The sequence below is a fragment of the Ruegeria arenilitoris genome (assembly GCF_013030265.1).
In the GTDB taxonomy this organism is placed as follows: domain Bacteria; phylum Pseudomonadota; class Alphaproteobacteria; order Rhodobacterales; family Rhodobacteraceae; genus Ruegeria; species Ruegeria arenilitoris_E.
On the sequence record NZ_WPZQ01000001.1, the window covers coordinates 503,937 to 526,672 of the forward strand.

Here is a 22,736-nt window from a genome sequence, read left to right on the forward strand (position 1 = left end):
TCCAAAACCCCTTCAGTCGAAGATCGGCAGGCCAGTTATAACCGCGAGCGCGATCACGGAGTAAGCCGCCACCCGGTAAAGCTTCTCCAGCGATGGATCAAACAGCGCCTTGCCGATGAGTGTGGTTATCACATAAGGCACACTCAGCAACAGAACCACCCAAAGCGCGGATGTATCCGAGAGGCCGCCGATCATGATATTCGTGACGATGACGATATCCAGCAGAGCCAGAAAGATAATCGTATTCGCACGTACCTTGCGAACATTGGTTGAGCTTGCCAGATAGAAGACGATCACAACCGGTCCAGTCAGACCAGTCATTCCACCGACTGCGCCCGCGCTGCTGCCGATGGCAAGCCGCCCCGGCAGCCCCAATCGTCCATTCCAACGCCAGCCAGTTGCCACCGCAAGCAAGGTTAACCCAACCACCGTGCATGCGATCCAGCGCAAGACCAGCGCATCGACTTGTACCATCACCCACAGTCCAAGTGGCACAGTCACAGCAGCAGCCAGAGCAAGTGTCCCGACTTCGGACTTGTCGCATTCCATCCACGCCTGCGGAGCCAGCGCGAGGGTGGAGACAATACCAGTCGCAGCCATCAGAAACACGACATCTGTTGCCGGCAGGAACTGGGTTCCGATCGGCACGAATATCATGGCTGTGCCAAAACCGGTGAAGCCGCGGACAAGACCCGCGGCTCCTATGGTGCAAATCAACCATCCGATGCCCGGCAGAGCCAGGGCAGCTTGCAAACCCTCAGGCATCTATGTTGGCAAACTGATTGCCCGCAGTGTTCGAAGGCTTGGTCCAGTCGCGCTTGACCCCCAACCACAACAGGATGGTCGAGGCCACAAAGATGGATGAGTAAGTACCCACGATAACACCCCAGATCATCGCAAAGACGAACCCGCGGATCACGTCACCGCCCAGAACATAAAGCGAGATCAGCGCCAGCAGGGTCGTAACCGAGGTCATGACCGTCCGGCTGAGTGTCTCGTTGATGGACAGGTTCAGAACCTCTTTCAGGTCCTTCTTCTTGTACTTGCGCAGGTTCTCACGAACACGGTCGAATACGACCACGGTATCGTTCAGCGAGTAACCAACGATGGTCAAGAGCGCGGCGATAATCGCCAGATCAAACCGGATCTGCAGTTCCGAGAAGATACCAATGGTCAGGATCACATCGTGCACCAGCGCAGCAACGGCGCCGAGCGCAAACTGCCATTCGAACCTAAGCCAGATGTAGACAAGAACCGCTCCAATCGCGAGCACTACCGCTATGACCGCCGTCTGGATCAATTCGCCAGATACTTTGGGGCCAACAGATTCAACTGACACGAATTCAATGTCAGGCGCGGCACCGGTGAGTGCCTCTTCTACAGCCGTAATTGTTGCTGCGGTCACCGCTTCGGCATCATCCTGAGCCTGAATGCGGATCATGGCTACGTTTTCGTCCGGCCCAAATGTCGGATCAAAGATCTCGGTGATCGAAACATCACCCAGCTCCAACGGAGCGATCGCATCACGATACGCGCCTACATCAATCTCCTGCGCGCTTTGGGTACGGATTGTCGTACCACCGCGGAAATCGATACCAAAGTTCAGGCCCTGCAGCATGAACGAGGTAAAGGCTACAACCATCATCAGACCTGAAATACCCAGCCAGATTTTCCAGCGGCTGAAGAAATCGAACGAGGTTTCCTTGGGAACAAGTCTCAGTCGCATATCAAACCTCGATCATTTTCGGACGGCGGCGTTCGAACCAGATGACGATCATCAGACGCGTCACGAAGATCGCGGTGAAGACCGAGGTCAGAATGCCGAGGCCCAGAGTGATGGCAAAGCCGCGAACCGGGCCGCTACCCATCGCAAACAGGATTACAGCCGTGATGAACGTCGTTACGTTGGCGTCCAGAATGGCCGACAGCGCCTTTTCATAGCCTAGCTCAATTGCTCGGGCAGGCCCTTTGGCGGATTTAAGTTCTTCCCGGATACGTTCGAAAATCAGCACGTTGGCGTCAACGGCCATACCAACCGTCAGAACAATCCCCGCAATACCCGGCAAGGTCAGCGTTGCCCCGATCAGTGACAGCAGGCCGAAGATGAGCCCCACGTTGATGATCAGCGCAACATTGGCAAAGAGACCAAACAAACCGTAGCTGAGCGCCATGAAGACCAGCACCGCGACAAATGCTACGATTGTAGCTACCTTGCCTGCGTCAATGCTGTCCTGACCCAGCTCCGGACCGATGGTGCGTTCTTCTAGGAATTCCAGACCGGCCGGCAATGCGCCTGCTCGCAGCAGAACCGCCAGATTGGTACTTTCTTCAACGGTAAAGTTACCGGTGATGATGCCAGACCCGCCCGGGATATGGCTCTGGATCACAGGAGCGGAGATTACCTCGTCATCCAGAACAATGGCAAAGGGTGCGCCAATGTTTTCAAGCGTATAGTCACCGAACTTGCGGGCACCTGATGTGTTAAAGCGGAAGCTGACCGCCGGGCGCCCGTTCTGGTCAAACGAAGGCTGTGCATCCACGAGTTCTTCACCGGTCACAACCGGAGCAGACTCGATTGTGTAATACACCCCATCTTCATCGATGGAGGGTACAATTTCCTCACCAATCCCCGGAACAGCATCCGGGTCGGATCCACGCCTGACAACCGGATTGAAGGTCAACTGGGCCGTGGTGCCAATGATCTCTTTCAACTCAGATGCACTGCCGATACCTGGCACCTGAATCAGAATACGATCTGTTCCTTGCCGCTGAATCGTCGGTTCGCGTGTACCGACCTCGTCGATACGACGACGGATGATCTCCAGAGCCTGCCGAACAGTTCTGTCGTTCGAAGCCAGCTTTTCGGCCTCGGACAGTTGAACAATGATCGTATCGCCCTGGCTGCTGACCTCGATATCGTTGGCCCCAACACCTGTCAGGGTTTGAATTGGACGCGCCAGACCGCGAACAACTTCAAGCGCCCGGGTGATACCCTCGGGCTGACTGATGCGAACGCGAATCTCATCAGGAGCAGAAGGTTGCTTACGGATCGTACCCACGGTTGCCCGTTCATCCCGCAATGCTTCGCGGACTTCGGGCCACATCGCTTCCATCCGGGCTTCGTAAACATCTTCCACCTGAACTTCGGCCAGAAGATGTGCACCACCCCTCAGGTCAAGGCCCAGATTGACTAACGAAGACGGCAACCAATTCGGCCATTGCGCCGCCTCGGCCTGTAGTTCGGGAGTATCGATGCCAAGCTCGATCTCGGCTTTTGCATCGTTCGATTGTTCGACACGCGTATAGAACGCATTCGGCAGGGCCATGAGCAGGCCGATCACACAGACCGACCAGATCAGAACCCGCTTCCAGGTATCAATTTGCAGCATTACCCTGCCTTTTCAGAAGGTTGTGGAGCGCTCTTATTTCGCTGGTTCGGTTTTATTCAGAACCTGCGCGATGGTCGACTTGACCACGCGAACCTTCACACCCTCGGCGATTTCGACTTCGATCTCGTTGTCGCCTTCCTTGACCTTGGAGACTTTGCCAATCAGGCCACCCTGGGTGACAACCTGATCGCCCCGGCGCACGGCTTCGACCATGGCCTGATGTTCCTTCATCTTCTTCTGCTGCGGACGGATCAGCAGGAAATACATGATCGCGAAGATCAGGATCAGCGGGAGAAACTGGGCGATTGCGCCACCTTCCATGGGATATTCCTTTGTTTTGGTCTTGCGGTCATGTACCGCAAATTTGGCGGGAACCTATTCATTGAAATGCGTGTTTGCAAGCAATGGCATTACCATGGGCTATTCTTTGAAACAGGCATTCCCCCACATGGATAGTTCACAAGCCCCCAAGGACAGATCCACACCTGTAAAAAGAATTGCTTACAAGCTGCAGTTCAGCCCTAGGAACATTAGCCGTCTCGGATATAGTTAGGTATCAGGAGGGCCAATGATTCAATTAATCCAATCCTTTGGCATATTTGCACGCCTTTGCATGGCAACCCTGTGTGTATGCATGCTGGTGTCTCCGACATGGGCGCAAGAAGCCCCGACGCCTCCGCCAGCTTTGAGCGAGGAGCAATCCGATGTCTTCAAAGCTCCGGTAATTGTCGACGGCGATACGCTCTTCCATTTACGTGGCTCAAGCGCTCTGCCCGCTACGGAACGGGCAGAAAGAGTTCAAGACAAGATCATCGAGGTCGCTGAGTCTTCCGAAAAAACCGATATCGAAATCACCTATGAAGAGACCGAACTCGGCACACGTATACTTGCGGATGGGATCTTCGTATCAGTTGTTACAGAGGCTGATGCCGAGCTGGATCAGATGGAGCTTAGCGTCCTCAGCCTCTTGCATGGTGATGCCATACACGAGTCAATTGTCGCCTACCGGGCTAACCGCACCGAACAGGCAAGGGTGTCTGGTGCAATCGAAGCCGGTGCATGGACCGTTGGATTTATTCTGTTCATTGTCGTCATCCTCTGGCTGCACCGCCGGATCAGACGACGTACTCTGGAAATAGTTCAGAGCTATCTGCAGGATGTCGAGACTGCCACCGCCAAACACGTTCAGGCAGAGGCCATCGCGGCCCTGATCCGGTATGGGCTGAACTTTGTTCTTTTAGTCATCTTCTTCCTTGGTTTTTATTACTACCTTTCATTCGTCCTGCTTTCGTTTGCGGAAACTCGTTACTTCGCTCAACTACTGCTGACCTATCTGACTGAGCCGGTCCTGCTGATCTTCAAGGGGATTATCAGCTATATCCCGAACCTGATCATGCTGGCCCTGATCTCGTGGGTCACTATGTACATCATCAAAGGCATGCGAGTGTTCTTCGATGCCGTCGAAGCCGGCACGTTTGATATGGGCGACTTTGAAAAGCACTGGGTTAACCCGACTTTCAACATTGCCCGTGTCGTGGTCATCCTCATCGCTCTGGTCTTTGCGGTGCCCTATATTCCGGGCTCAGATTCCGCCGCGTTTCAGGGGCTGACCATTCTGGTCGGTGCGATGTTGTCCCTGGGTGCGAACTCTGTCGTCAGCAACATGCTTGCTGGCCTGTTCGTTATCTACCGTCGCTCGACCTCAATCGGTGATCGCATCCAGATTGGCGATCACATCGGTGACGTGGTCAAAATCAAACTGATGGAAACCCATCTGAAGTCTATCAAGAACGAACTGATCTCGATCCCGAACGCTCAGTTGATGAACTCTGATGTGGTCAATTTTTCAAAGAAAACAGATGGTAACGGTCTGCTTTTGCACACCACAGTCGGTATCGGATACGAAGAGCCGCCTGAAAAGGTCGAGGCTATGTTGATCGAGGCAGCAAGGCGCACCAAGGGATTGAAATCCAAGCCCGAGCCCTTCGTTCTTTGGACTGCCCTTGCCGACTATGCCATCAACTATCAGGTCAATGCATATACGACGCGGGGCAGTACGATCCCAAAGATCAGGTCCGATCTGCATCGCAACATTGTCGCTGTATTTAACGAAAACAACGTGCAGATCATGACACCGTCTTACATGGCCGATCCGCCTGAACCCAAAATCCCAACCGAGCATTGGGATGGGCAGCTGGCGCACGAATCCTCAGACGAGTCCAAGAAGTAAGCCTAAATCGCGCGGCGGGTGCTACACCCCGCCCGTCAGATGGTGCATAAGCGGCTGCAGTGATTCACTTATCAAGGATCTGAGATATGCACGACATCCGCGCCATTCGCGAAAACCCAGCCGCCTTCGACGCCGCTCTTGCGCGCCGTGGGGACGCGCCGGTGTCGTCAGATTTGCTGAGGCTGGACGAAAGCCGCCGCGCCAAGATTCTGGCAGCAGAAACAGCCCAGGCTGAGCAAAACAAAGCTTCCAAAGAAGTTGGTGCCGCCAAGGGACGCGGCGATGAAGCCGAGTTCGAGCGCCTGCGAGCGCTGGTGGCCGAGAAAAAGGCCGAGGTCGCACATATGCAGACCGAAGCCAAAGATCTGGACGCGCTGCTCACCGACCAACTGGCCCGCATCGCCAACCTGCCGGCTGACGATGTTCCGCAAGGCGAAGACGAAGACGATAATGTTGAAGTCAACCGCTGGGGCACCCTTCGTGAGCTCGATTTTGCGCCCAAAGAGCACTACGAAATCCCAGCCGTTGCTGCGGCGATGGATTTCGAGACGGCCGCCAAAACCAGCGGTAGCCGCTTTGTGAATCTGTCGAAAGGCGTGGCACGCATTCACCGTGCGCTGGCCCAGTTCATGCTGGACACGCATATCGACAAGAATGGTCTGACAGAAATGCAGACGCCGGTTCTGGTGCGTGACGAAGCCATGTACGGAACAGACAAGCTGCCGAAATTCGGTGAGGACAGTTACCAGACCACAAACGGCTGGTGGCTGATCCCAACGTCCGAGGTCACACTGACCTATTCGGTGTCGGGTGAGATCCTGGACGAAAGCGCCCTGCCCATCCGGATGACGGCACACACAGCCTGTTTCCGATCCGAAGCTGGCAGCGCAGGCAAAGATACCGCAGGCATGTTGCGTCAGCACCAGTTCGAAAAGGTCGAGATGGTCTCGATCACACATCCCGACAATTCGGATGATGAACAGAAGCGCATGTTGCGCTGTGCCGAAGATCTGTTGGAGCAGATGGGCATCCCCTACCGCACGGTGGTCCTGTGCACGGGTGACATGGGGTTCGGCGCACGCCGAACCTATGACATCGAGGCCTGGTTGCCCGGGCAGAACGCCTATCGCGAGATCAGTTCGGTATCGACCACCGGCGATTTTCAGGCCCGACGCATGAATGCGCGTTTCCGTCCCGAAGGGGGCGGCAAGCCGGAGTATGTGCATTCGCTGAACGGCTCGGGCCTTGCTGTGGGCCGCTGCCTGATTGCAGTCCTGGAGAATGGTCAGAATGCAGACGGCACAGTCACGTTGCCAGATGTACTTGCCCCCTATCTGGGCGGCAAACTCACGCTGCAACTGGATGGAACACTGGCTTAAAAAAACGGCAGCCAAATGGCTGCCGGTTTCCGGATCGAAGGCGGAGAAGTGATTACTTCTTCGCCTTTTTCTTATCCTTCGACTTGCTGTCTTTCTTTTTGCCGTCTTTTTTCTTTTCTTCTTTTTTCTTGTCGTTCTTTTTTGACTTTTTGTCCTTCTTGGACTTGGCCTTCACCTTTTCCTTGGCCTTGGAAATTGCGGCTTCCATCTCTTTCTTCTTTTTGGCCGCTTTTTCTGCCTTGGCTTTTGCCTTGGCTTTTTTCTTGGCCTTAGCTTCGGCTGCAGCCTTTTCGGCGGCTGCAGCTTCTTTCGCAGCCTTTTCAGCCGCAGCACGCTTTTCTGCCGCCTTGCGTTCGGTTTCGGCCTTCTTGGCTGCAGCTGAAGCCGTGGCCGATGTCTTTCTCACCGTAGCCCTGCTTGCTGCTTTGGTTGGCGGCGCAGACGCAGGTTTTTTGGCTACGGTTTTACGCGCGGCAGGCTTGCGGGTCGCAGGCTTTCGTGCTGGTGCCCGATTTGCAGTGGTTTTTGCTGCAGTGGGTTTCGAAGAAACCGCAGCCTTAGCAGCTGCTATCAGGATCGGCGCACGGGCCGCGCCTATTCGAGGGACCTTAACCAGTTCTTTCGGGTTCGCCTTTGCCAGATCATCGGCGGTTTTATAGCCATTTTCGGACAATGATTTTGCAAGCGCGTCTCCTACGCCCTTTACGCTGGTAACTGGTGTCATTCCGGGTCCTTTCTCTATCTCCTTGAACAAACGTATATACACAGCATATACATGTCTGCAAGTCACTGCCGATGGCTGATCGCCCACATGTACCTAACTGCTATGCACCAGTTCGGTCGATTTGCCTTTCTTGGGGAACGGAACGAGGCGTTTTTTGTCCTCGTCCCAAAGTTTGAGGTTAAGTGCCGCTACAGCCTCGGGGAATTTAATCCTACGCGGCGTGTATTCAGGCGGCAGATTGTAATGACATGCGCGCAGTCGGTATGAAGGAATGCGTGCATTGAAATGGTGTATGTCGTGCAAGGTGATACAGGCGACGGCATTGTCAAACCACCAACCGAAATCGAGCGCGGATGATCCGTGAAGGGCCGCTATTTTGGGATCAAGCTCTGGGCGTCGATCCCAGTACGTGTCTTCAAAGTTATGCTGCAGATAGACAAGGAACACTCCCAGCATTCCCCCCAGCAGTGAAAAGACCAGCCAAACCAGAATGCCGGTTGTTCCTGCGATCAGGTAGAGGAGACCCAAGAAGACTACGATGGAGAGATTGTGTAGCAATACGCCTTTGACCCCAAAACGCATGGTATTCTTTGGCCAGCGGTAGCGGATGAAATAGGTGAACAGTGCGCCTACGGGCACAAGGATGAACGGATTGCGATAAAGCCGATAGAACAGGCGGGTTCTCCAGTCGGCAGCCTCCCACTCACGGAGGGTCATCGTATGGATTTCGCCGGTTTCTCGATGTTCTAGATTACCGATCCCCGAGTGGTGCAGATTGTGATTCTGCTTCATGACTTCGAAGGGTGCAAACGTAAATGGTGACAGTCCATGTCCTGCCCATTCATTCTGCTGTCGTGTTTCGAATAGTGAGTGATGGCCGCAATCGTGCTGCAATACATACAGGCGCACGGCCGCAAACGCGAATATGATCCCTGCCGGTACCATAATGTACCAGCGATCTACATACACGATCGCTAATGTCAGGGATGCAAAGTAGACTGCAAATGTCCCGAAATAGCTAAACGCGGCCAGCCTGTTGTCCTGCACCGCGTACTGCCTTGTGTATTCCCTCAGATCCATCAAGCCCGCTCCCAACGATGGTCCGGATTAATAACCTTTTCAAAACTATGTGCGGTTTGTCCGCAAACAAGCTGCGCGCACCAAAACAGATGCACGCTCATGAATGCTAGCGCGATGCCAAGGGCCTGTCACGCCCTTCGGTCAAAAATGCTGAAAATTGGCGCAGTTACGCCCTGCCCTTGAGATGTTTGGCCAAAGCACCGGCGTTTTTCTTTCGCCGACCCTTGTAGGGGTTCTTGTCGCCTTGGCCGCGCAGGGTCAGCCGAATGGGCGTACCCGGCATGTCAAAATCTTCACGCAGGCCATTGACCAGATACCTCGAATAACTGTCCGGCATCTTGTCTGGATGCGAGCACATGACGACAAAACCAGGCGGGCGTGTTTTTGCCTGGGTCATATAGCGCAACTTGATCCGGCGTCCCTGCGGCGCAGGAGGCGGGTGCTGTTCAAGCATTGCTGTCAGCCAGCGATTCAAGGCGGCGGTTGGCACGCGACGATTCCACACATCATGGGCGCGCAGGATTGCTGCACGCAACCGTTCCAGACCACGGCCCGTTTTTGCAGAAACCGTAATCAGTGGTGCTCCGCGTAGCTGTGGCAGCAGACGTTCGAAGGACTGTTTCAGATCACGCAGCTTTTCCTGCTTATCCTCTTCGATGTCCCACTTGTTGACGGCAATGACGACCGCCCGGCCCTCACGCTCGGCCAAATCAGCGATGCGCAGGTCTTGCTGTTCAAACGGAATGGCCGCGTCGAGCAGGACCACGACCACTTCAGCAAATTTGACCGCACGCAGCCCGTCCGAGACCGACAGCTTTTCAAGCTTTTCCTGAACCTTGGCCTTTTTACGCATGCCCGCTGTATCAAAGATACGCATCGGAGTGCTTTCGCCATCCGGATCGGCCCAGTCAATGCGCAGGCTGATTGCATCGCGGGTAATTCCGGCCTCGGGCCCGGTCAGCAAACGATCTTCACCAATGATCTTGTTGATCAGCGTCGACTTGCCGGCATTGGGACGACCAACCACGGCCACTTGCAGAGGCTTCGCATCAGTGATGAGAGGTGTTTCGCCCTCTCCTTCCTCATCCAGCTCGATATCGGTTTGCGGGGTATCCTCAGCCTGCTGCTCTTCCATCGCGTCCGCGATAGGCATCAGCTGCGCGTATAGGTCTGTCATGCCCTCGCCATGCTCACCCGACAGACGAACAGGCTCACCCAGACCCAGATTATAGGCCTCCAGCACGCCTGCGTCAGCGGCTGAGCCTTCGGCTTTGTTGGCCGCCAGAATGACGTGTTTCGAACGTTTCCGCAAAATATCGGCAAACATCTCATCCGTCGGCGTCAGCCCTGTGCGTGCATCAATCATGAACAGGCAGACATCGGCCATATCGACTGCGCGCTCGGTCAGGCGCCGCATACGTCCCTGAAGGCTGTCATCGGTCGCGTCTTCAAGACCCGCGGTATCGATTACGGTAAAACGCAGATCACCCAGACGCCCTTCGCCTTCGCGCAGGTCACGCGTTACGCCGGGCTGGTCGTCGACCAAAGCCAGACGTTTGCCCACGAGGCGGTTGAACAGGGTGGATTTGCCCACATTCGGGCGCCCCACTATGGCGAGGGTCAGCGACATGGTACTCAACTTTCAAGACTCAGACGCGCCCTTTAGCGCATCTTTTCGTCAACGGAAAGCGTGCAGTTGTCCCTTGGTGGATACGACATACAGCGTTTGGCCAGCCACAACCGGCGCTGTGGTTGCACCACCGGGGATTTCAGCCTGATGAACCAGAGTGCCGTCCGTAGGACTATAGAACCGCAGATATCCGTCATTCGAAGCAATTACGATGCGGTTACCAGCCAGGATCGGACCATAGTGCGCGTAGATCGCGCCGCGACGACCCGGCTTGTCTTTGACAAAGCCCGGAAGGTCCTTGGCCCAAACGACCGACCCATCCGCTGCGTTCAACCGGATCAGCTGGCTCCGATCACTGATCAAAAAGATGCTGTTTCCAGCAGGCCAGACTGTATCGACTGCCCCTTCATCTGCTGTCCAGTTACGCTCGCCAGTGTTCGCGTCAAACGCCACCGTCCGTCCGGAATGGTTGCCGATGTAGATCGTATCACCCACAACCATGGGCCCACCTGTAACGTCAAAGATCTGCGCAGCAGCGCGACCGCGGCGCCCTCCGGCTACCGAAGCATTCCAGCGTCTGATCCCACCCCGACGGAAGGTCGCGGCAATATCACCCGAACCGAATGCAAACACAGCCAGATCCGAAGCGATGACAGGTGCTGGCGCGCCCAACACATTCCCTACGCTTGGAGTACCCTCAATTTGCCAGGCAATACGACCGTCCTTGGTGTTTATAGTCCAGCCGGTTTCATCCCCTGCTACCAGATACAACAAACCATCACTGACCAGAGGTGACCCACTGCCTGTCGCGTTCAGACGTTTTTGCCAACGCTTGGCACCTGTTTTGGCGTCCAGCGCGGTCAGACGGCCATAGCCGGATGAGATATAGAGCACGCCATTAGAATAAGCCATTCCACCGCCCGTGGCGTCGGAATCACCATCTGTTGGCGGAATGAGGTTGGTGCTCCAGACCACCTGCCCCTGAGGTGACACCGCCGATACGGTTGCACCTGAGTCGAGGGTATAGATCAATCCTCCGGCGACAACCGGCTCGGCCGTAATTCGCTGTTTTCGAGAATCGCCATTGCCGATCGAGGTCGACCAGATCGGTCGAGGGGCGCTGCTGAGCGCGGCATTTGTGGTACGGAATGCAGATGTGCCTGGGCTTTGAGACCAGTTTGCGTTCCGGCTCTGGGCTGGCAAGCTGATCGGCTTTGAACCACGGGTCTCAACGGTTTCGGTATCCGCAGCAGGGCGAATGTCTTCGCGTTCACCGGGCAGAATAATCTCAGGTTCCTGACAAGCGCTCAGCGCCGTCAATGCGACCGCTGCCACCGACAAACCAAAGCGGGAGAAAAGTCTTATTTCCATGAAGTTCCGAACTCGCCTGTCTATTCCGTTAAACCGCTGCCAAAGCTCAACCTTGCTGAGCCACCAACGGTTCCGGCTCTCCGCCCAGCGCCACGATCAGGTTCGTGGCCCGTTGTTGAATGTCCACACCTGCCTCGGCGTCCTGTCGCAACGCCTGTAGTCGGTCCACAGCTGCCTGAGTGTTTCCTTCGGCCACATCGATCAGCGCCAACTGCTCCTCGGCCAGCAAGCGCAACGGGGCACCAGGCGCCGCCAGCGCCTCGAATTGCAGTCGGCGATCGGCAGCAGGCAGGCTATCTCCCTGCAACAGCAATGCTTTGAATGCCGCCATATCGCGATAGATCTGTGGCAATTCGCCCTGAACTGCGATGCTGTTCAGATTTGCGATGGCATCCTGCTCAGAACCCGTATCAACCTGTGCGGCAGCCAGCAGCATGTTCAGGATAGCATCACCACCTACAGACTGGGTTTCTACACTTTCCAGTTTCGCGGCTCGTTCAGCCGAACCGTTTTCGGCAAGAGCAGACAGAATCGAATCTCCCAGAGCCTCGGCCCTGCCTGTGTCACGCGCTTTACGGTATTCATTGAACGCCGCACCGCCTACGATCAGAACAACCGCAGTTACGCCAACCCAGCCCCAACGGCGCAAAAGCAGATAGAGCCGGTCGCGGCGCACCTCTTCGGTGACCTCATCAATAAAACTGTCGACGTCGCTCATTCCTGCCCCCAGGCGTTGTATTCAGCTGTATAGCGCCATGTCATACCCCGGCACCATCGGCAAGCCAAGTGCCGGAATTTGCACATTTGCACCAGATGGGCCGCCTCTTGCGAAAAAAAGTAAACCGAACTATTCAGTTCAGTATGGACATGCAGCATGCCCAGCCCCATTTCATGGCATGCACACCGATTACGGTATTGCGAAGAACTCAAGGAGACGCACGGCATGCGGTTGATTTCATTCATCAACGCCCTTTTGGTTATTGTCGCGTTATATTTACTAGTTTTTGAGCGTGACGCTCTGTTTGCATTTGCAGGTCGCGGCGATGCCGAGACCGAAACCTTGTCAGAGACCGATTCTGAAGAAGTTAACACCTTGGCCTCAAAGGCCATCGGAGTGGTGGCGCTGCGTTCGACCGCTCGTGAAATTGACAGCGCTGTGCTGCTGAGAGGGCAGACCAAAGCCAACCGTCAGGTTGAAGTTCTGTCTGAAACTACTTCGACTGTCGTATCCGAGCCAAAGCGCAAGGGCGCCTTTGTCGAAGCGGGCGATCTGCTATGCGAACTTGATCCGGGTACACGCCACGCCAGCCTGACCGAGGCAAAAGCCGCTCAACTAGAAGCGCAAAGCCGGGTTCCCGAAGCTGAGGCACGTCTCGAAGAAGCGCATGCGCTGGTTGCCGAAGCAGAGATCAACCTGAAAGCGGCACGCAAACTGTCCGAGACCGGATTTGGTTCTGAAACCCGCCGTATCTCCAGCGAAGCTGCGATGAGCACGGCCCAGGCAGGCATCAAATCGGCCGAAGCCGGGCTGGAAGCCACACAGGCGGGCATCGAAGCCGCCTCTGCCGAGGTTGCTGCGGCTGAGCGTGAGCTTGAGCGTCTAACTATAGAAGCGCCTTTCCGTGGCCTTCTGGAAAGTGACACAGCCGAATTGGGCAGCCTGATGCAACCGGGCTCGCTTTGTGCGACGGTCATTCAGCTTGATCCGATCAAGCTGGTTGGTTTCGTTCCGGAAACCGAAGTGAACCGTGTGATTGTAGGCTCGCTCGCATCGGCTCAACTGGTAACAGGCCTTCAGGTCGAAGGCCGGGTAACATTTCTGAGCCGCTCGGCAGACGAAACCACCCGCACATTCGAGGTTGAGATCACTGTTCCGAACCCGGAATTGCTGATCCGCGATGGTCAAACTGCAAACATTCAGATCGCAGCCGAAGGGGTTAAGGCGCATTTGCTACCCCAATCCGCGCTGACCCTGAACAATGACGGTCAACTCGGAGTTCGAACAGTCGGCGCTGAAAATGTCGTTGATTTCAAACCCGTCCGCATCCTGCGGGATACGTCCGAGGGCGTCTGGATTGGCGGGCTGCCGGAAACAACTGACATCATCGTTGTCGGGCAGGAATTCGTGACCCGAGGCGTCACGGTCGCACCAACATATCGGGAAGCTTCGCAATGACGGGTATTGTCAGTTGGGCCGCTGATCGAGCCCGAATGGTTCTGGCCTTCATCGCGATTTCGCTGATTATCGGCGGGTTTGCTTATGTGAACCTGCCCAAAGAAGGCGAACCGGACATTGATATTCCGATGCTGTTCGTATCGGTACAGTTCCCGGGCATTTCGGCCGAGGACAGCGAAAGCCTGCTGATCAAGCCGATGGAAACCGAGATGGCCGATCTCGACGGGCTGGACAAGATGACAGCCACCGCCGCCGAGGGCTACGCTGGTATCCTGATGGAATTCGAGTTCGGCTGGGATAAGTCCGCCACCATCGCTGATGTACGCGATGCGATGAATACAGCGCAGAGCAAATTCCCCGACGGAGCCGAGCAATACACGATCACCGAGGTCAATTTCTCGGAGTTCCCAATCGTCATCGTCAACCTGACCGGTGCGGTTCCCGAACGCACTATGGCGCGTATCGCCAAGGACCTTCAGGACGATCTCGAAGCGCTTGATTCAGTTCTTGAAGCGGGAATTGCGGGTGATCGCGACGAGATGCTTGAGGTCGTGATCGATCCTTTGCGTCTTGAAGCCTACAATGTCACCGCCAATGAGCTGATTAATGTTGTTCAGAATAACAACCAGCTAATTGCAGCTGGCGAGGTTGAAACCGAACAGGGCACATTCTCGGTCAAGATCCCTTCCTCGTTCAAAACGGCTCAGGATGTGTATGGCCTGCCCGTCAAGGTGAACGGTGACCGCGTCGTAACTTTGGGTGAGCTGGCCGAAATCAACTACACTTTCGAAGACCGTGCGGGCACCGCCCGTTTCAATGGCGAGTCGACCGTGGCGCTTCAGGTCGTCAAACGCAAAGGGTTCAACCTGATCGATACGGTTGCCGAGGTGAAAGCGAAAGTTGCCGAAGCACAATCAAAGTGGCCAGCTGAACTGCAGGCAGCGGTTGATGTCGGCACATCCAACGACCAGAGCCGTATCGTCGATTCGATGGTTCGCCAGCTGGAAGGCTCGGTTCTGACTGCAATCGCGCTGGTGATGATTGTCGTTCTGGCCTCGTTGGGAACCCGTGCCGCGTTGCTGGTGGGTTTTGCGATCCCAACCTCTTTCCTGCTGTGTTTTGCCCTGCTCGCGATGATGGGAGTCAGCATCTCCAACATGGTAATGTTCGGGCTGATCCTGGCCGTCGGCATGCTGGTCGATGGTGCGATCGTTGTTGTGGAATATGCGGACAAACGCATCAAGGAAGGCGTTGGCCCGATGCACGCCTATGTCGAGGCGGCTCAGCGGATGTTCTGGCCGATCGTATCCTCGACCGCCACGACTCTCTGCGCATTCCTGCCGATGCTGTTCTGGCCCGGCGTTCCGGGCGAGTTCATGAAGATGCTGCCAATCACGCTGATCTTCGTTCTGTCGGCCTCACTCGTCGTCGCGCTGATCTATCTGCCGGTTGTCGGTGGTGTTTCCGGACGTCTTAGCCGTGTCTTTGATCGCACCTCTGACTGGTTGCGCGCCACTACTCCTTGGTGGGTGCGTGCAGTTCTTGTTCCGCCAGTGCTCTACATGATGTTCCTGGGTGCGATGCAGATGGTAAACCCCGATTATCTGATGCCCGGGTCATCCTTTGGAGGCGTGATTTTTGGGGCGATCTTGCTGATGTTCGGCGCGTTCGGCGGATCCGTAGCGTTGAGCGCAGCCAAATTCGAACGCGCACCTGAAACCCGTGTGCATACTGCCAAAGAACACAGCATCTTCGGCTATGTCATGAAGTTTCTCGTTGGCAATCCCGTTATGCCCGTTGTTTCGATCTTGCTGATCGGGGCTGGCGTTTTTGCGGTCATGTTCGCTTTCGGCAGTAACAATCGTGGTGTCGAATTCTTTGTTGAGACCGAGCCGGAACAGGCAACGGCCTACGTCCGTGCACGTGGGAACCTTTCGCTTGATGAAAAAGACGACATGGTTCTGGCCGCCGAAGAAGTCATCGGCGCCCACCCTGCAGTGATCAATGTGTTCTCTTTTGCAGGCGAAGGTGGTCTCAACCAGAACAATGGCGGCGCCGAGGCCCCTGCTGATACAGTTGGTCGCGTCCAGTTTGAGATCCTGCCTTGGGAAGATCGCCCGAATATCTCAGAACCCATCCTAGGTGGATTGTTCGATCGGCAGGTCATTTCCCCTGAATACGACGGGGACTTTGTTCTGGAAGAACTGTCTGCAGAGCTGGCCTCAATTCCCGGCATAATTGTCGAGATCCAGCCGCTTGAGCAGGGTCCCGCATCGGCCAAGCCGGTACACCTGCGGATCAGGGGTGACAATTGGGAAGAACTGACGAATTCGACCCTCGCAGCGCGAGAGGCGTTCGACAACACCCCCGGCCTGATCAAGACTGAGGACTCGCTGCCGTTGCCTGGCATCGACTGGCAGATTGACGTCGATGTCGCCAAGGCGGGTCGTTTCGGCGCGGATGTTGCAACCGTCGGCGCCATGGTCCAGCTGGTCACGCGGGGCATCTTGTTGGGCGAAATGCGTCCCGACAGCACGGATGAGGAAATCGAAATCCGTGTCCGTCTGCCAGACGAGGATCGGGTTCTGTCCACTCTGGATACGCTGAAGGTTCGGACTCCGGACGGTTTGGTCCCCTTGTCGAACTTCGTCACGCGGCAGCCAGTCAAGAAACTGGCGGAGATCAACCGGATCGATCAGGAACGGTATTATGACATCAAAGCAGATGTTGAAGCAGGCCTGAGTAAAGTGGTTGTTGACGGTCCTGATGGTACGGAACAACGACTGGCCGTTGTGCGGGAAATCGTTGAAGGTGCGACACCCGCCGGTACCGTTATCACGAGTGGAGACGGCAGAGAGTTCGAGCTGGTACAGCTTACCGGCGCCGAAAGCACCGGCGACCTGACCGCAAGCATCGACAGCGGTGACGCCCGTTTTGCTCTGATCAATCCAAACGAGCGGATTGCAGTACTGACTGAGTGGCTGAGCAGCGACCCCTTCCCCAAAACAATCTCTTGGGAATGGACCGGTGATCAGGAAGAGCAGGCAGAATCCGGAGCATTCCTTGTGAACGCCTTCATGGGTGCATTGGGTCTGATGTTCGTGATCCTGCTGGCGCAGTTCAACTCGTTCTACAATTCGGTGCTGGTTCTGTTGGCGGTTGTGCTGTCAACGACCGGCGTTCTGATCGGGATGATGGTAATGCAACAGCCGTTCTCAATCATCATGACAGGTACCGGTATTGTCGCTCTGGCGGGGATCGTGGTGAACAACAACATTGTTCTGATCGATACCTATCAGGAATACAGCCGATACATGCCCAGAATCGATGCAATCGTACGTACAGCCGAAGCACGCATTCGTCCGGTTCTTCTGACGACCCTAACCACCATGGCTGGTCTGACACCTATGATGTTTGGTCTGTCTCTGGACTTCATAAACGGCGGCTACTCGATCGACAGTCCAACCGCCCTGTGGTGGAAACAACTGGCGACTGCTGTGGTGTTCGGACTGGGTATCGCGACGGTGCTGACGCTGATCGTCACCCCATCACTCCTTGCTCTGCGGGTTTGGGTGACCACCTATGCTGTCTGGTTGGGCAAGTTGTTGGCCCGGTTGACGGCCGGCCGATCCAGCCAGATTGCACAGGACATGGCAATCGGGCGATCAGCTCGGGACATGCAATCCACCGAAATCGTCTGGGAAGATGGCCGGACGCCGCGTGAGGTTACGTCGCCCAACGAAGACAGCGACCCGACGAAACATCCGCCAACCGCACCTATCAAAGCGGCAGAATGAACAAAGGCGAACCTTCGGGTTCGCCTTTTTCTTTTAGGTTCAAAACCTTAATCTGAGAAAGTATAGGCACCCAAATCACATAGATCGAGGCTGTAGTCTTCGACCGTGTATCCATCCGCGAAAACTCCGCGAATGTCGTACACGCAAGTTTCAAGACCATCCGCAATCAGTACGCCGATTTCATAATCAGGCGCCAGGTATCCCCCCTGAAGCAGATTGCTTTCCCAATCATCGGAAGAAGCCGACGATACGTTGAATTCAACAAGATCTGCCGAGCTTTCATTTATCAGCAAAAATTCCAGATCTTCGGCAACTGCCGCAGTAGCGGACAATGCAACCGCGATCAGCGGCGCAACAAGACGAAACTTCATCGGTACTTCCCTATTGTTGTGAATGAACCCGGCCGGGTTCGCTTGGTGAAATGGTCCAGTTGATTTCATGGTTGAACGCGGACGCGTCAACCAAAACCGTCTTAATGAAGCAATTTTCATGCCGGGTGATATTCGATCCCACCCTTACACGTGAAGAGGGACTATTCTTCCAAACGGGTCCAGGACTGATGTCCGCACACCACATGCTCGCATCCACGAACTGTCAGCGTATTACCCGATAGGTTCATCTGAGGTGCCACATCCACGTCAATCATTGGAATCCAGAATTCGCCCCCGCCGTATTTTCCACTTCCCTCACTCGCCACGTCCCAGAATAGTTGCTTTCCGACATTCGGTGTCTGAACCTCCTTGCCTGAGGCATCATAAGCGGATTCAATCTTGCCGCAGAACTTGTCGCCACAGGCCGATATCTGAATGTGCGAAATCAGGTTCTTGCGGTCGGGTTCGGTTTTCCAAAGCCCAACGATAGGGTCAGCACACGCAACCACAGGTACTCCCAGTGCAAAGAGCGCAACCAATATGTGTTTTTTCATACTGAGAGTTCCTTGTTTCCGAAGCACAATAACGCCAGGGGTCCTAAGCGGCCTGGGTATCTGACTGCTGACGGCTCCATAGCTGCGCATAGCGTCCCTGACGCGCCAACAATTCATCGTGCGAGCCCTGCTCAATGATCTCACCTTGCTCCAACACAACGATCTGGTCAGCCTCGGCAATCGTGCTGAGGCGGTGCGCGATAGTAATCACCGTACGCCCCTCTCCCGCTCGCGCCAGAGCATCTTTGATGTCTTGCTCGGTGTCTGTGTCCAACGCCGAGGTCGCCTCATCCAGCAACAGAATGGGCGGGTTCTTGAGCAGTGTCCGCGCGATGCCAACCCGCTGTTTCTCACCGCCCGAAAGCTTGAGGCCACGCTCTCCCACCTTCGTGTCATATCCTTCTGGCAAAGCGATGATGAAATCATGAATCTGCGCCGCTTTGGCCGCTGCTTCCACGTCGACTTGACTTGCGCCTTCGCGACCGTAAGCGATGTTGTAGCGGATGGTATCATTGAACAAGACGGTATCCTGCGGAACCACACCAATAGCCGCGTGCAGACTGGTCTGGGTCACATCGCGAACGTCCTGCCCATCAATCCTGAGTGCACCACCCGTCACATCATAAAACCGGAAGAGCAGCCGCCCAATCGTCGACTTTCCTGATCCTGTTGCCCCGACAATCGCCACTGTTTGTCCTGCTTCGGCTGTCAGCGAAACGCCTTTCAGGATGTCCCGGTCCGCCTCATATCCAAAATGAACCTGGTCCAGCTCAACCTGCCCTCCGGAGACGACCAGATCTTTTGCGTCAGGTTTGTCCGTGACCTCTGCAGGCTGTTCCAGCAGTTGGAACATCTGCCCCATATCGACAAGCGACTGTCGGATTTCCCGATATACCGTACCAAGAAAATTCAAGGGGACGGTTATCTGGATCATATAGGCATTCACCATAACGAAATCACCGACGGTCAATGTGCCCTTTTGGACGCCAATAGCTGCCAGAACCATCACGCCAATCAGACCGCAGGTGATCAGAAGCGATTGACCAAAATTAAGGAACGCCAGCGAATATGCGGTTTTTAACGCGGCCTGCGCATATGCCTTCATCGAGACATCATAGCGTGCAGCTTCACGCTCTTCCGCATTGAAATATTTGACAGTTTCGAAATTCAGCAGGCTGTCGATGGCGCGCTGATTGGCCTCGGTATCCTGATCATTCATCTCACGCCGCAGCTTCACCCGCCATTCAGTGACTGCAAAGGTGAACCAGATATAGAGCGCGATGGTGACAGCAACGACAACCAGATACCAAACGTCGAACAGCCACATGAGAATGATCGCGACCAGCAGAAGCTCGAGGATCAGCGGGCCGATGGAAAACAGCAAAAACCGCAGCAGAAACTCAACGCCTTTCACACCACGTTCGATAATCCGGCTCAGGCCGCCTGTGCGTCGCGTGATATGATAGCGCATCGATAGCTGATGGATGTGTTGGAACGTCTCCAGCGCCAGCGCTCGCAAGGCCCGTTGGCCGACCGGAGCAAACAGGGCATCACGCAGCTGCTGGAAACCAACCGTCATCAGGCGCGCCATTCCATAGGCTACGGTGAGTCCCACCGCGCCCAGTGCAAGCGGTGGCACGCCTTCGCCCGCCAAGCTGTCAACTGCGCCTTTGTAAAGGATCGGAGTATAAACAGCGATCAGCTTCGCCAGCACCAGCATGACCATCGCAAAGATCACACGGCGTTTGACCCAGGGCTCATCCTCTGGCCACAGATACGGTGCGACCTTACGAATGGTCAGCCAGCCTGAACGGCGCTCATCTATCTCTGGCAGGTTGTCAGAACTCATTGATCGGTCATCTCTTCACGTACCTTAACTGCGGTCAGAGATAGGCCCCGGCCCCCTAAAGGACCAGAGCCAAGCTTTTATTCAGGGATAGTAAATATCTGTCCCGGGTAAATCAGATCTGGATCGCGGATCAGTTCACGGTTCGCGTCGAACAGCTTTACGTACAGAATACCGTCCCCAAAACGTTCACGTGAGATTGCCCACAATGTATCCCCCTTCTGCACGGTGACCGAGCGGATTGAAGGGGTTTCATCCGGTGCCTGATTTGGGTCTGCTTCCTCAGTCGCCTGCAAAACCTCAACCGGTTCGCGTTTGAAAGGCGTTTCGACGCGGCTCAGTACCGTTCCGTCGGTGTTGATCTCATCTACACGCAATGTGTAGACGCCGGGGTCGATCCCCTCGAGATCACCGCGCCATTTTCCGCTTTCATCGGGCGACAGTTCAGCAACCAACCGATTATCCAGGTACAGACGAACCGCCGAACCATCCTGCGCCCGACCGGTTAACTGAACATCGCCGGTATCAGAATAGCCGATTGTGTCCAACTCGATCTGTTTCGGAGCGTCAGCAGATGCAGTGGGCGATTGGACAAGTTCAACCCCCTCTTCACCCGAACGCAACACTGCAATTTGTTGATCGTCGGTCGCCTCTGCTTCAGGTTCTTCGGCCACCTGTTCATCGGTTTCATCCGTGGCTGTCTGCGTCTCATCAGCATTTGCGGTGGTTACAGGTTCTTCGGTTTCTTCGGTCGCCGTTGGCTCGGCGCTGGCGATCTGTTCTTCTTCAGCAACTTCGGGCTCCGGCTCGGGAAGAGCTGCAATCAGATAATCATCGGATCTTGCCGATTGCGCCCCATCAGAATGCTCCAAAACCAACCCGCGTGCATTTTCGCTGAATGGGATCGCAACAAATTCAGCAAACTGTCCGCTGTTGTCGACCGTAAAGGAGTGCACAGGCTCGCCGTCAAGCAAGACGCGAATTTGGCTACCCGGCTCGGCATTTCCGGACAAAAGCGCGTTGCCATCCTTTTCAACAAAGATCTGGTCCAACACAGGCGGAACTACTGCGGGCGGTGTATCTGCGCTTGCTTCCTGTTCGGTATCAGGTTCTTCAGCCTCTGCGGTGGCGTCTTGTGTAGGAGCTTCTTCTGTTGTCTGCTCCTCATGCCCTTGATCAGCGGTTTGCTCACTAGGTGCTTCGGTTGCCGTCTCGTCGGTTTCCTGCGCTTCCGCAGTCTCGGCCGTCGCTGGTTCGTCGACTGACTGCGTGGTCTGTGTTTCCTCAGCCTCGGTGACCTGCTCTTCAGTTTCAGGCACGACTGCGGCCTCTTCCTGCGGTTGCTGATCTTTGTCTACATCTCCACCGAATATGCCTGACAGGTACAAACCTCCTGCAATCAGCAATGCAACGATACCGGCGATCACCCCCCAGATGAATGTGCCTGAACTTCCGTTTCCCGACTTGGCGTCCATTTTTTTCCTTTCACCCCGCGACAAAAATGCTTTGAGTTAAAAGCATTCCGCCCGACAGTTGAGCCAACCTATCAATCCCGCTATCACGGGTCAAAACTTCTGACACAAGCCCGGAGCCCCCCATTCATGTCTCAGAAATCCGTCTGTGTGTACTGCGGGTCACGAAATGGCGAAAATACGGCCTATTCGGACGCTGCCCGCCAGTTTGGCCAGCTTTTGGCAAATGAAGGCTGGAGACTGGTTTATGGTGCCGGAGATGTCGGTCTTATGGGTGAGGTCGCACGCGCGGCCCAGACTGCGGGCGGCGAAACCTTTGGAGTGATCCCGGTACATCTGGTGCGCCGCGAGGTCGGTAAAACCGACCTGACCCACTTTGTCATCACCGAGACGATGCACGAACGAAAGAAGGTCATGATCATGAATGCCGATGCAGTTGTCGTACTGCCCGGCGGCCCCGGATCATTGGACGAACTTTTCGAGGCGCTGACATGGCGTCAGTTGGGCCTGCATGACAAACCCATTTTGGTCATGAATGTGGATGGATACTGGGACGCTTTGCGTGCCCTATTGGATCAGGTGATTGATCAGGGCTTTGCAGATGCATCGCTGTCCGATTTCATCACATGGGTGGGGGATGCTGAAACCGCTATGACTGAACTGCGCAGATTGCTTGCGTGATCAGAGCGAATGTGGGCGGTGCAAACCGCCCACCTG

18 protein-coding genes are annotated in these 22,736 nt (G+C 55.4%); 5 read left to right on the forward strand and 13 right to left on the reverse strand.

Going from position 1 to position 22,736, the window contains the following annotated elements; all coding sequences use genetic code 11:
* Nucleotides 1-12: 12 nt before the first annotated feature.
* From GOX61_RS02575 to yajC, 4 genes are read right to left on the reverse strand one after another with little or no spacing between them, the layout of a single operon-like run.
* The gene (locus tag GOX61_RS02575) at nucleotides 13-765 is read right to left on the reverse strand and encodes a sulfite exporter TauE/SafE family protein (RefSeq protein WP_170331037.1); all 753 of its coding nucleotides are present in this window, start codon (nucleotides 763-765) and stop codon (nucleotides 13-15) included.
* Complete coding sequence (gene secF / locus GOX61_RS02580; protein ID WP_170331038.1) at nucleotides 758-1,726, reverse strand: protein translocase subunit SecF; 969 nt, start codon at nucleotides 1,724-1,726, stop codon at nucleotides 758-760. The genes GOX61_RS02575 and secF overlap by 8 nt, the downstream gene beginning before the upstream one ends.
* 1 nt (nucleotide 1,727) lies before the next feature.
* Nucleotides 1,728-3,389 carry a protein translocase subunit SecD gene (gene secD, locus GOX61_RS02585; protein ID WP_155151191.1) on the reverse strand — a complete coding sequence of 554 codons (1,662 nt, stop codon included), beginning with the start codon at nucleotides 3,387-3,389 and terminating at the stop codon, nucleotides 1,728-1,730.
* 33 nt (nucleotides 3,390-3,422) lie between these two features.
* Entirely contained in the window at nucleotides 3,423-3,710 is a 288-nt protein-coding gene (yajC, locus tag GOX61_RS02590; RefSeq protein ID WP_155151194.1) for a preprotein translocase subunit YajC, read from the reverse strand.
* Nucleotides 3,711-4,023: 313 nt separating this feature from the next.
* Between yajC and GOX61_RS02595 the strand changes: the two genes are divergently transcribed.
* Nucleotides 4,024-5,619 carry a mechanosensitive ion channel family protein gene (locus GOX61_RS02595; protein ID WP_254436724.1) on the forward strand — a complete coding sequence of 532 codons (1,596 nt, stop codon included), beginning with the start codon at nucleotides 4,024-4,026 and terminating at the stop codon, nucleotides 5,617-5,619.
* A gap of 86 nt (nucleotides 5,620-5,705) precedes the next feature.
* Nucleotides 5,706-6,998 (forward strand): serine--tRNA ligase, encoded by a 1,293-nt coding sequence (gene serS, locus GOX61_RS02600; RefSeq protein ID WP_170331041.1) that lies wholly within the window; start codon nucleotides 5,706-5,708, stop codon nucleotides 6,996-6,998.
* A gap of 52 nt (nucleotides 6,999-7,050) precedes the next feature.
* Here the strand turns inward: serS and GOX61_RS02605 are convergent, their stop codons facing one another.
* The 5 genes from GOX61_RS02605 to GOX61_RS02625 all read right to left on the reverse strand — a co-directional run bounded on the left by GOX61_RS02605 (nucleotide 7,051) and on the right by GOX61_RS02625 (nucleotide 12,521).
* Nucleotides 7,051-7,722, reverse strand: a complete 672-nt coding sequence (locus GOX61_RS02605; protein ID WP_170331043.1) for a helix-hairpin-helix domain-containing protein — start codon at nucleotides 7,720-7,722, stop codon at nucleotides 7,051-7,053.
* A gap of 93 nt (nucleotides 7,723-7,815) precedes the next feature.
* Nucleotides 7,816-8,802: a fatty acid desaturase gene (locus tag GOX61_RS02610; protein WP_170331044.1), complete on the reverse strand. Its 987-nt coding sequence runs from the start codon at nucleotides 8,800-8,802 to the stop codon at nucleotides 7,816-7,818.
* 166 nt (nucleotides 8,803-8,968) lie between these two features.
* A complete protein-coding gene (gene der, locus GOX61_RS02615; protein WP_155151206.1) occupies nucleotides 8,969-10,432 on the reverse strand; it encodes a ribosome biogenesis GTPase Der in 1,464 nt (487 codons plus the stop codon).
* A gap of 48 nt (nucleotides 10,433-10,480) precedes the next feature.
* Entirely contained in the window at nucleotides 10,481-11,803 is a 1,323-nt protein-coding gene (locus GOX61_RS02620; protein WP_170331045.1) for a PQQ-like beta-propeller repeat protein, read from the reverse strand.
* Between the two features lie 46 nt (nucleotides 11,804-11,849).
* Complete coding sequence (locus tag GOX61_RS02625) at nucleotides 11,850-12,521, reverse strand: hypothetical protein (RefSeq protein ID WP_170331046.1); 672 nt, start codon at nucleotides 12,519-12,521, stop codon at nucleotides 11,850-11,852.
* 225 nt (nucleotides 12,522-12,746) lie between these two features.
* On the opposite strand from GOX61_RS02625, the gene GOX61_RS02630 reads away from it, so the two are divergent.
* Together GOX61_RS02630 and GOX61_RS02635 are read left to right on the forward strand one after the other, a co-directional pair.
* Entirely contained in the window at nucleotides 12,747-13,979 is a 1,233-nt protein-coding gene (locus GOX61_RS02630; RefSeq protein ID WP_170331047.1) for an efflux RND transporter periplasmic adaptor subunit, read from the forward strand.
* Nucleotides 13,976-17,776, forward strand: a complete 3,801-nt coding sequence (locus tag GOX61_RS02635) for an efflux RND transporter permease subunit (protein WP_170331048.1) — start codon at nucleotides 13,976-13,978, stop codon at nucleotides 17,774-17,776. The genes GOX61_RS02630 and GOX61_RS02635 overlap by 4 nt, the downstream gene beginning before the upstream one ends.
* Before the next feature lie 47 nt (nucleotides 17,777-17,823).
* On the opposite strand, the gene GOX61_RS02640 is transcribed toward GOX61_RS02635, so the two are convergent.
* The 4 genes from GOX61_RS02640 to GOX61_RS02655 form a co-directional block, all read right to left on the reverse strand.
* Nucleotides 17,824-18,147, reverse strand: a complete 324-nt coding sequence (locus tag GOX61_RS02640; protein ID WP_155151218.1) for a hypothetical protein — start codon at nucleotides 18,145-18,147, stop codon at nucleotides 17,824-17,826.
* Between the two features lie 161 nt (nucleotides 18,148-18,308).
* Nucleotides 18,309-18,701: a DUF2147 domain-containing protein gene (locus GOX61_RS02645; RefSeq protein ID WP_170331049.1), complete on the reverse strand. Its 393-nt coding sequence runs from the start codon at nucleotides 18,699-18,701 to the stop codon at nucleotides 18,309-18,311.
* A gap of 43 nt (nucleotides 18,702-18,744) precedes the next feature.
* Complete coding sequence (locus GOX61_RS02650; protein WP_155151224.1) at nucleotides 18,745-20,550, reverse strand: ABCB family ABC transporter ATP-binding protein/permease; 1,806 nt, start codon at nucleotides 20,548-20,550, stop codon at nucleotides 18,745-18,747.
* A 77-nt stretch (nucleotides 20,551-20,627) separates the two neighbouring features.
* Nucleotides 20,628-22,022 carry a LysM peptidoglycan-binding domain-containing protein gene (locus tag GOX61_RS02655; protein WP_170331050.1) on the reverse strand — a complete coding sequence of 465 codons (1,395 nt, stop codon included), beginning with the start codon at nucleotides 22,020-22,022 and terminating at the stop codon, nucleotides 20,628-20,630.
* 126 nt (nucleotides 22,023-22,148) lie between these two features.
* Between GOX61_RS02655 and GOX61_RS02660 the strand changes: the two genes are divergently transcribed.
* Entirely contained in the window at nucleotides 22,149-22,700 is a 552-nt protein-coding gene (locus tag GOX61_RS02660; protein ID WP_155151230.1) for a TIGR00730 family Rossman fold protein, read from the forward strand.
* Nucleotides 22,701-22,736 lie beyond the last annotated feature (36 nt).

What these genes read in the sequence shown, in the direction of transcription:
- GOX61_RS02595 (WP_254436724.1), top strand. Translation starts at nt 4,024, where the DNA reads ATGCTGGTGTCTCCGACATGGGCGCAAGAAGCCCCGACGCCTCCGCCA.
- GOX61_RS02625 (WP_170331046.1), bottom strand. Translation starts at nt 12,521, where the DNA reads ATGAGCGACGTCGACAGTTTTATTGATGAGGTCACCGAAGAGGTGCGC.
- GOX61_RS02660 (WP_155151230.1), top strand. Translation starts at nt 22,149, where the DNA reads ATGTCTCAGAAATCCGTCTGTGTGTACTGCGGGTCACGAAATGGCGAA.
- GOX61_RS02575 (WP_170331037.1), bottom strand. Translation starts at nt 765, where the DNA reads ATGCCTGAGGGTTTGCAAGCTGCCCTGGCTCTGCCGGGCATCGGATGG.
- secF (WP_170331038.1), bottom strand. Translation starts at nt 1,726, where the DNA reads ATGCGACTGAGACTTGTTCCCAAGGAAACCTCGTTCGATTTCTTCAGC.
- GOX61_RS02620 (WP_170331045.1), bottom strand. Translation starts at nt 11,803, where the DNA reads ATGGAAATAAGACTTTTCTCCCGCTTTGGTTTGTCGGTGGCAGCGGTC.
- GOX61_RS02610 (WP_170331044.1), bottom strand. Translation starts at nt 8,802, where the DNA reads ATGGATCTGAGGGAATACACAAGGCAGTACGCGGTGCAGGACAACAGG.
- GOX61_RS02635 (WP_170331048.1), top strand. Translation starts at nt 13,976, where the DNA reads ATGACGGGTATTGTCAGTTGGGCCGCTGATCGAGCCCGAATGGTTCTG.
- GOX61_RS02650 (WP_155151224.1), bottom strand. Translation starts at nt 20,550, where the DNA reads ATGAGTTCTGACAACCTGCCAGAGATAGATGAGCGCCGTTCAGGCTGG.
- serS (WP_170331041.1), top strand. Translation starts at nt 5,706, where the DNA reads ATGCACGACATCCGCGCCATTCGCGAAAACCCAGCCGCCTTCGACGCC.
- GOX61_RS02605 (WP_170331043.1), bottom strand. Translation starts at nt 7,722, where the DNA reads ATGACACCAGTTACCAGCGTAAAGGGCGTAGGAGACGCGCTTGCAAAA.
- GOX61_RS02630 (WP_170331047.1), top strand. Translation starts at nt 12,747, where the DNA reads ATGCGGTTGATTTCATTCATCAACGCCCTTTTGGTTATTGTCGCGTTA.
- GOX61_RS02645 (WP_170331049.1), bottom strand. Translation starts at nt 18,701, where the DNA reads ATGAAAAAACACATATTGGTTGCGCTCTTTGCACTGGGAGTACCTGTG.
- GOX61_RS02655 (WP_170331050.1), bottom strand. Translation starts at nt 22,022, where the DNA reads ATGGACGCCAAGTCGGGAAACGGAAGTTCAGGCACATTCATCTGGGGG.
- secD (WP_155151191.1), bottom strand. Translation starts at nt 3,389, where the DNA reads ATGCTGCAAATTGATACCTGGAAGCGGGTTCTGATCTGGTCGGTCTGT.
- GOX61_RS02640 (WP_155151218.1), bottom strand. Translation starts at nt 18,147, where the DNA reads ATGAAGTTTCGTCTTGTTGCGCCGCTGATCGCGGTTGCATTGTCCGCT.
- yajC (WP_155151194.1), bottom strand. Translation starts at nt 3,710, where the DNA reads ATGGAAGGTGGCGCAATCGCCCAGTTTCTCCCGCTGATCCTGATCTTC.
- der (WP_155151206.1), bottom strand. Translation starts at nt 10,432, where the DNA reads ATGTCGCTGACCCTCGCCATAGTGGGGCGCCCGAATGTGGGCAAATCC.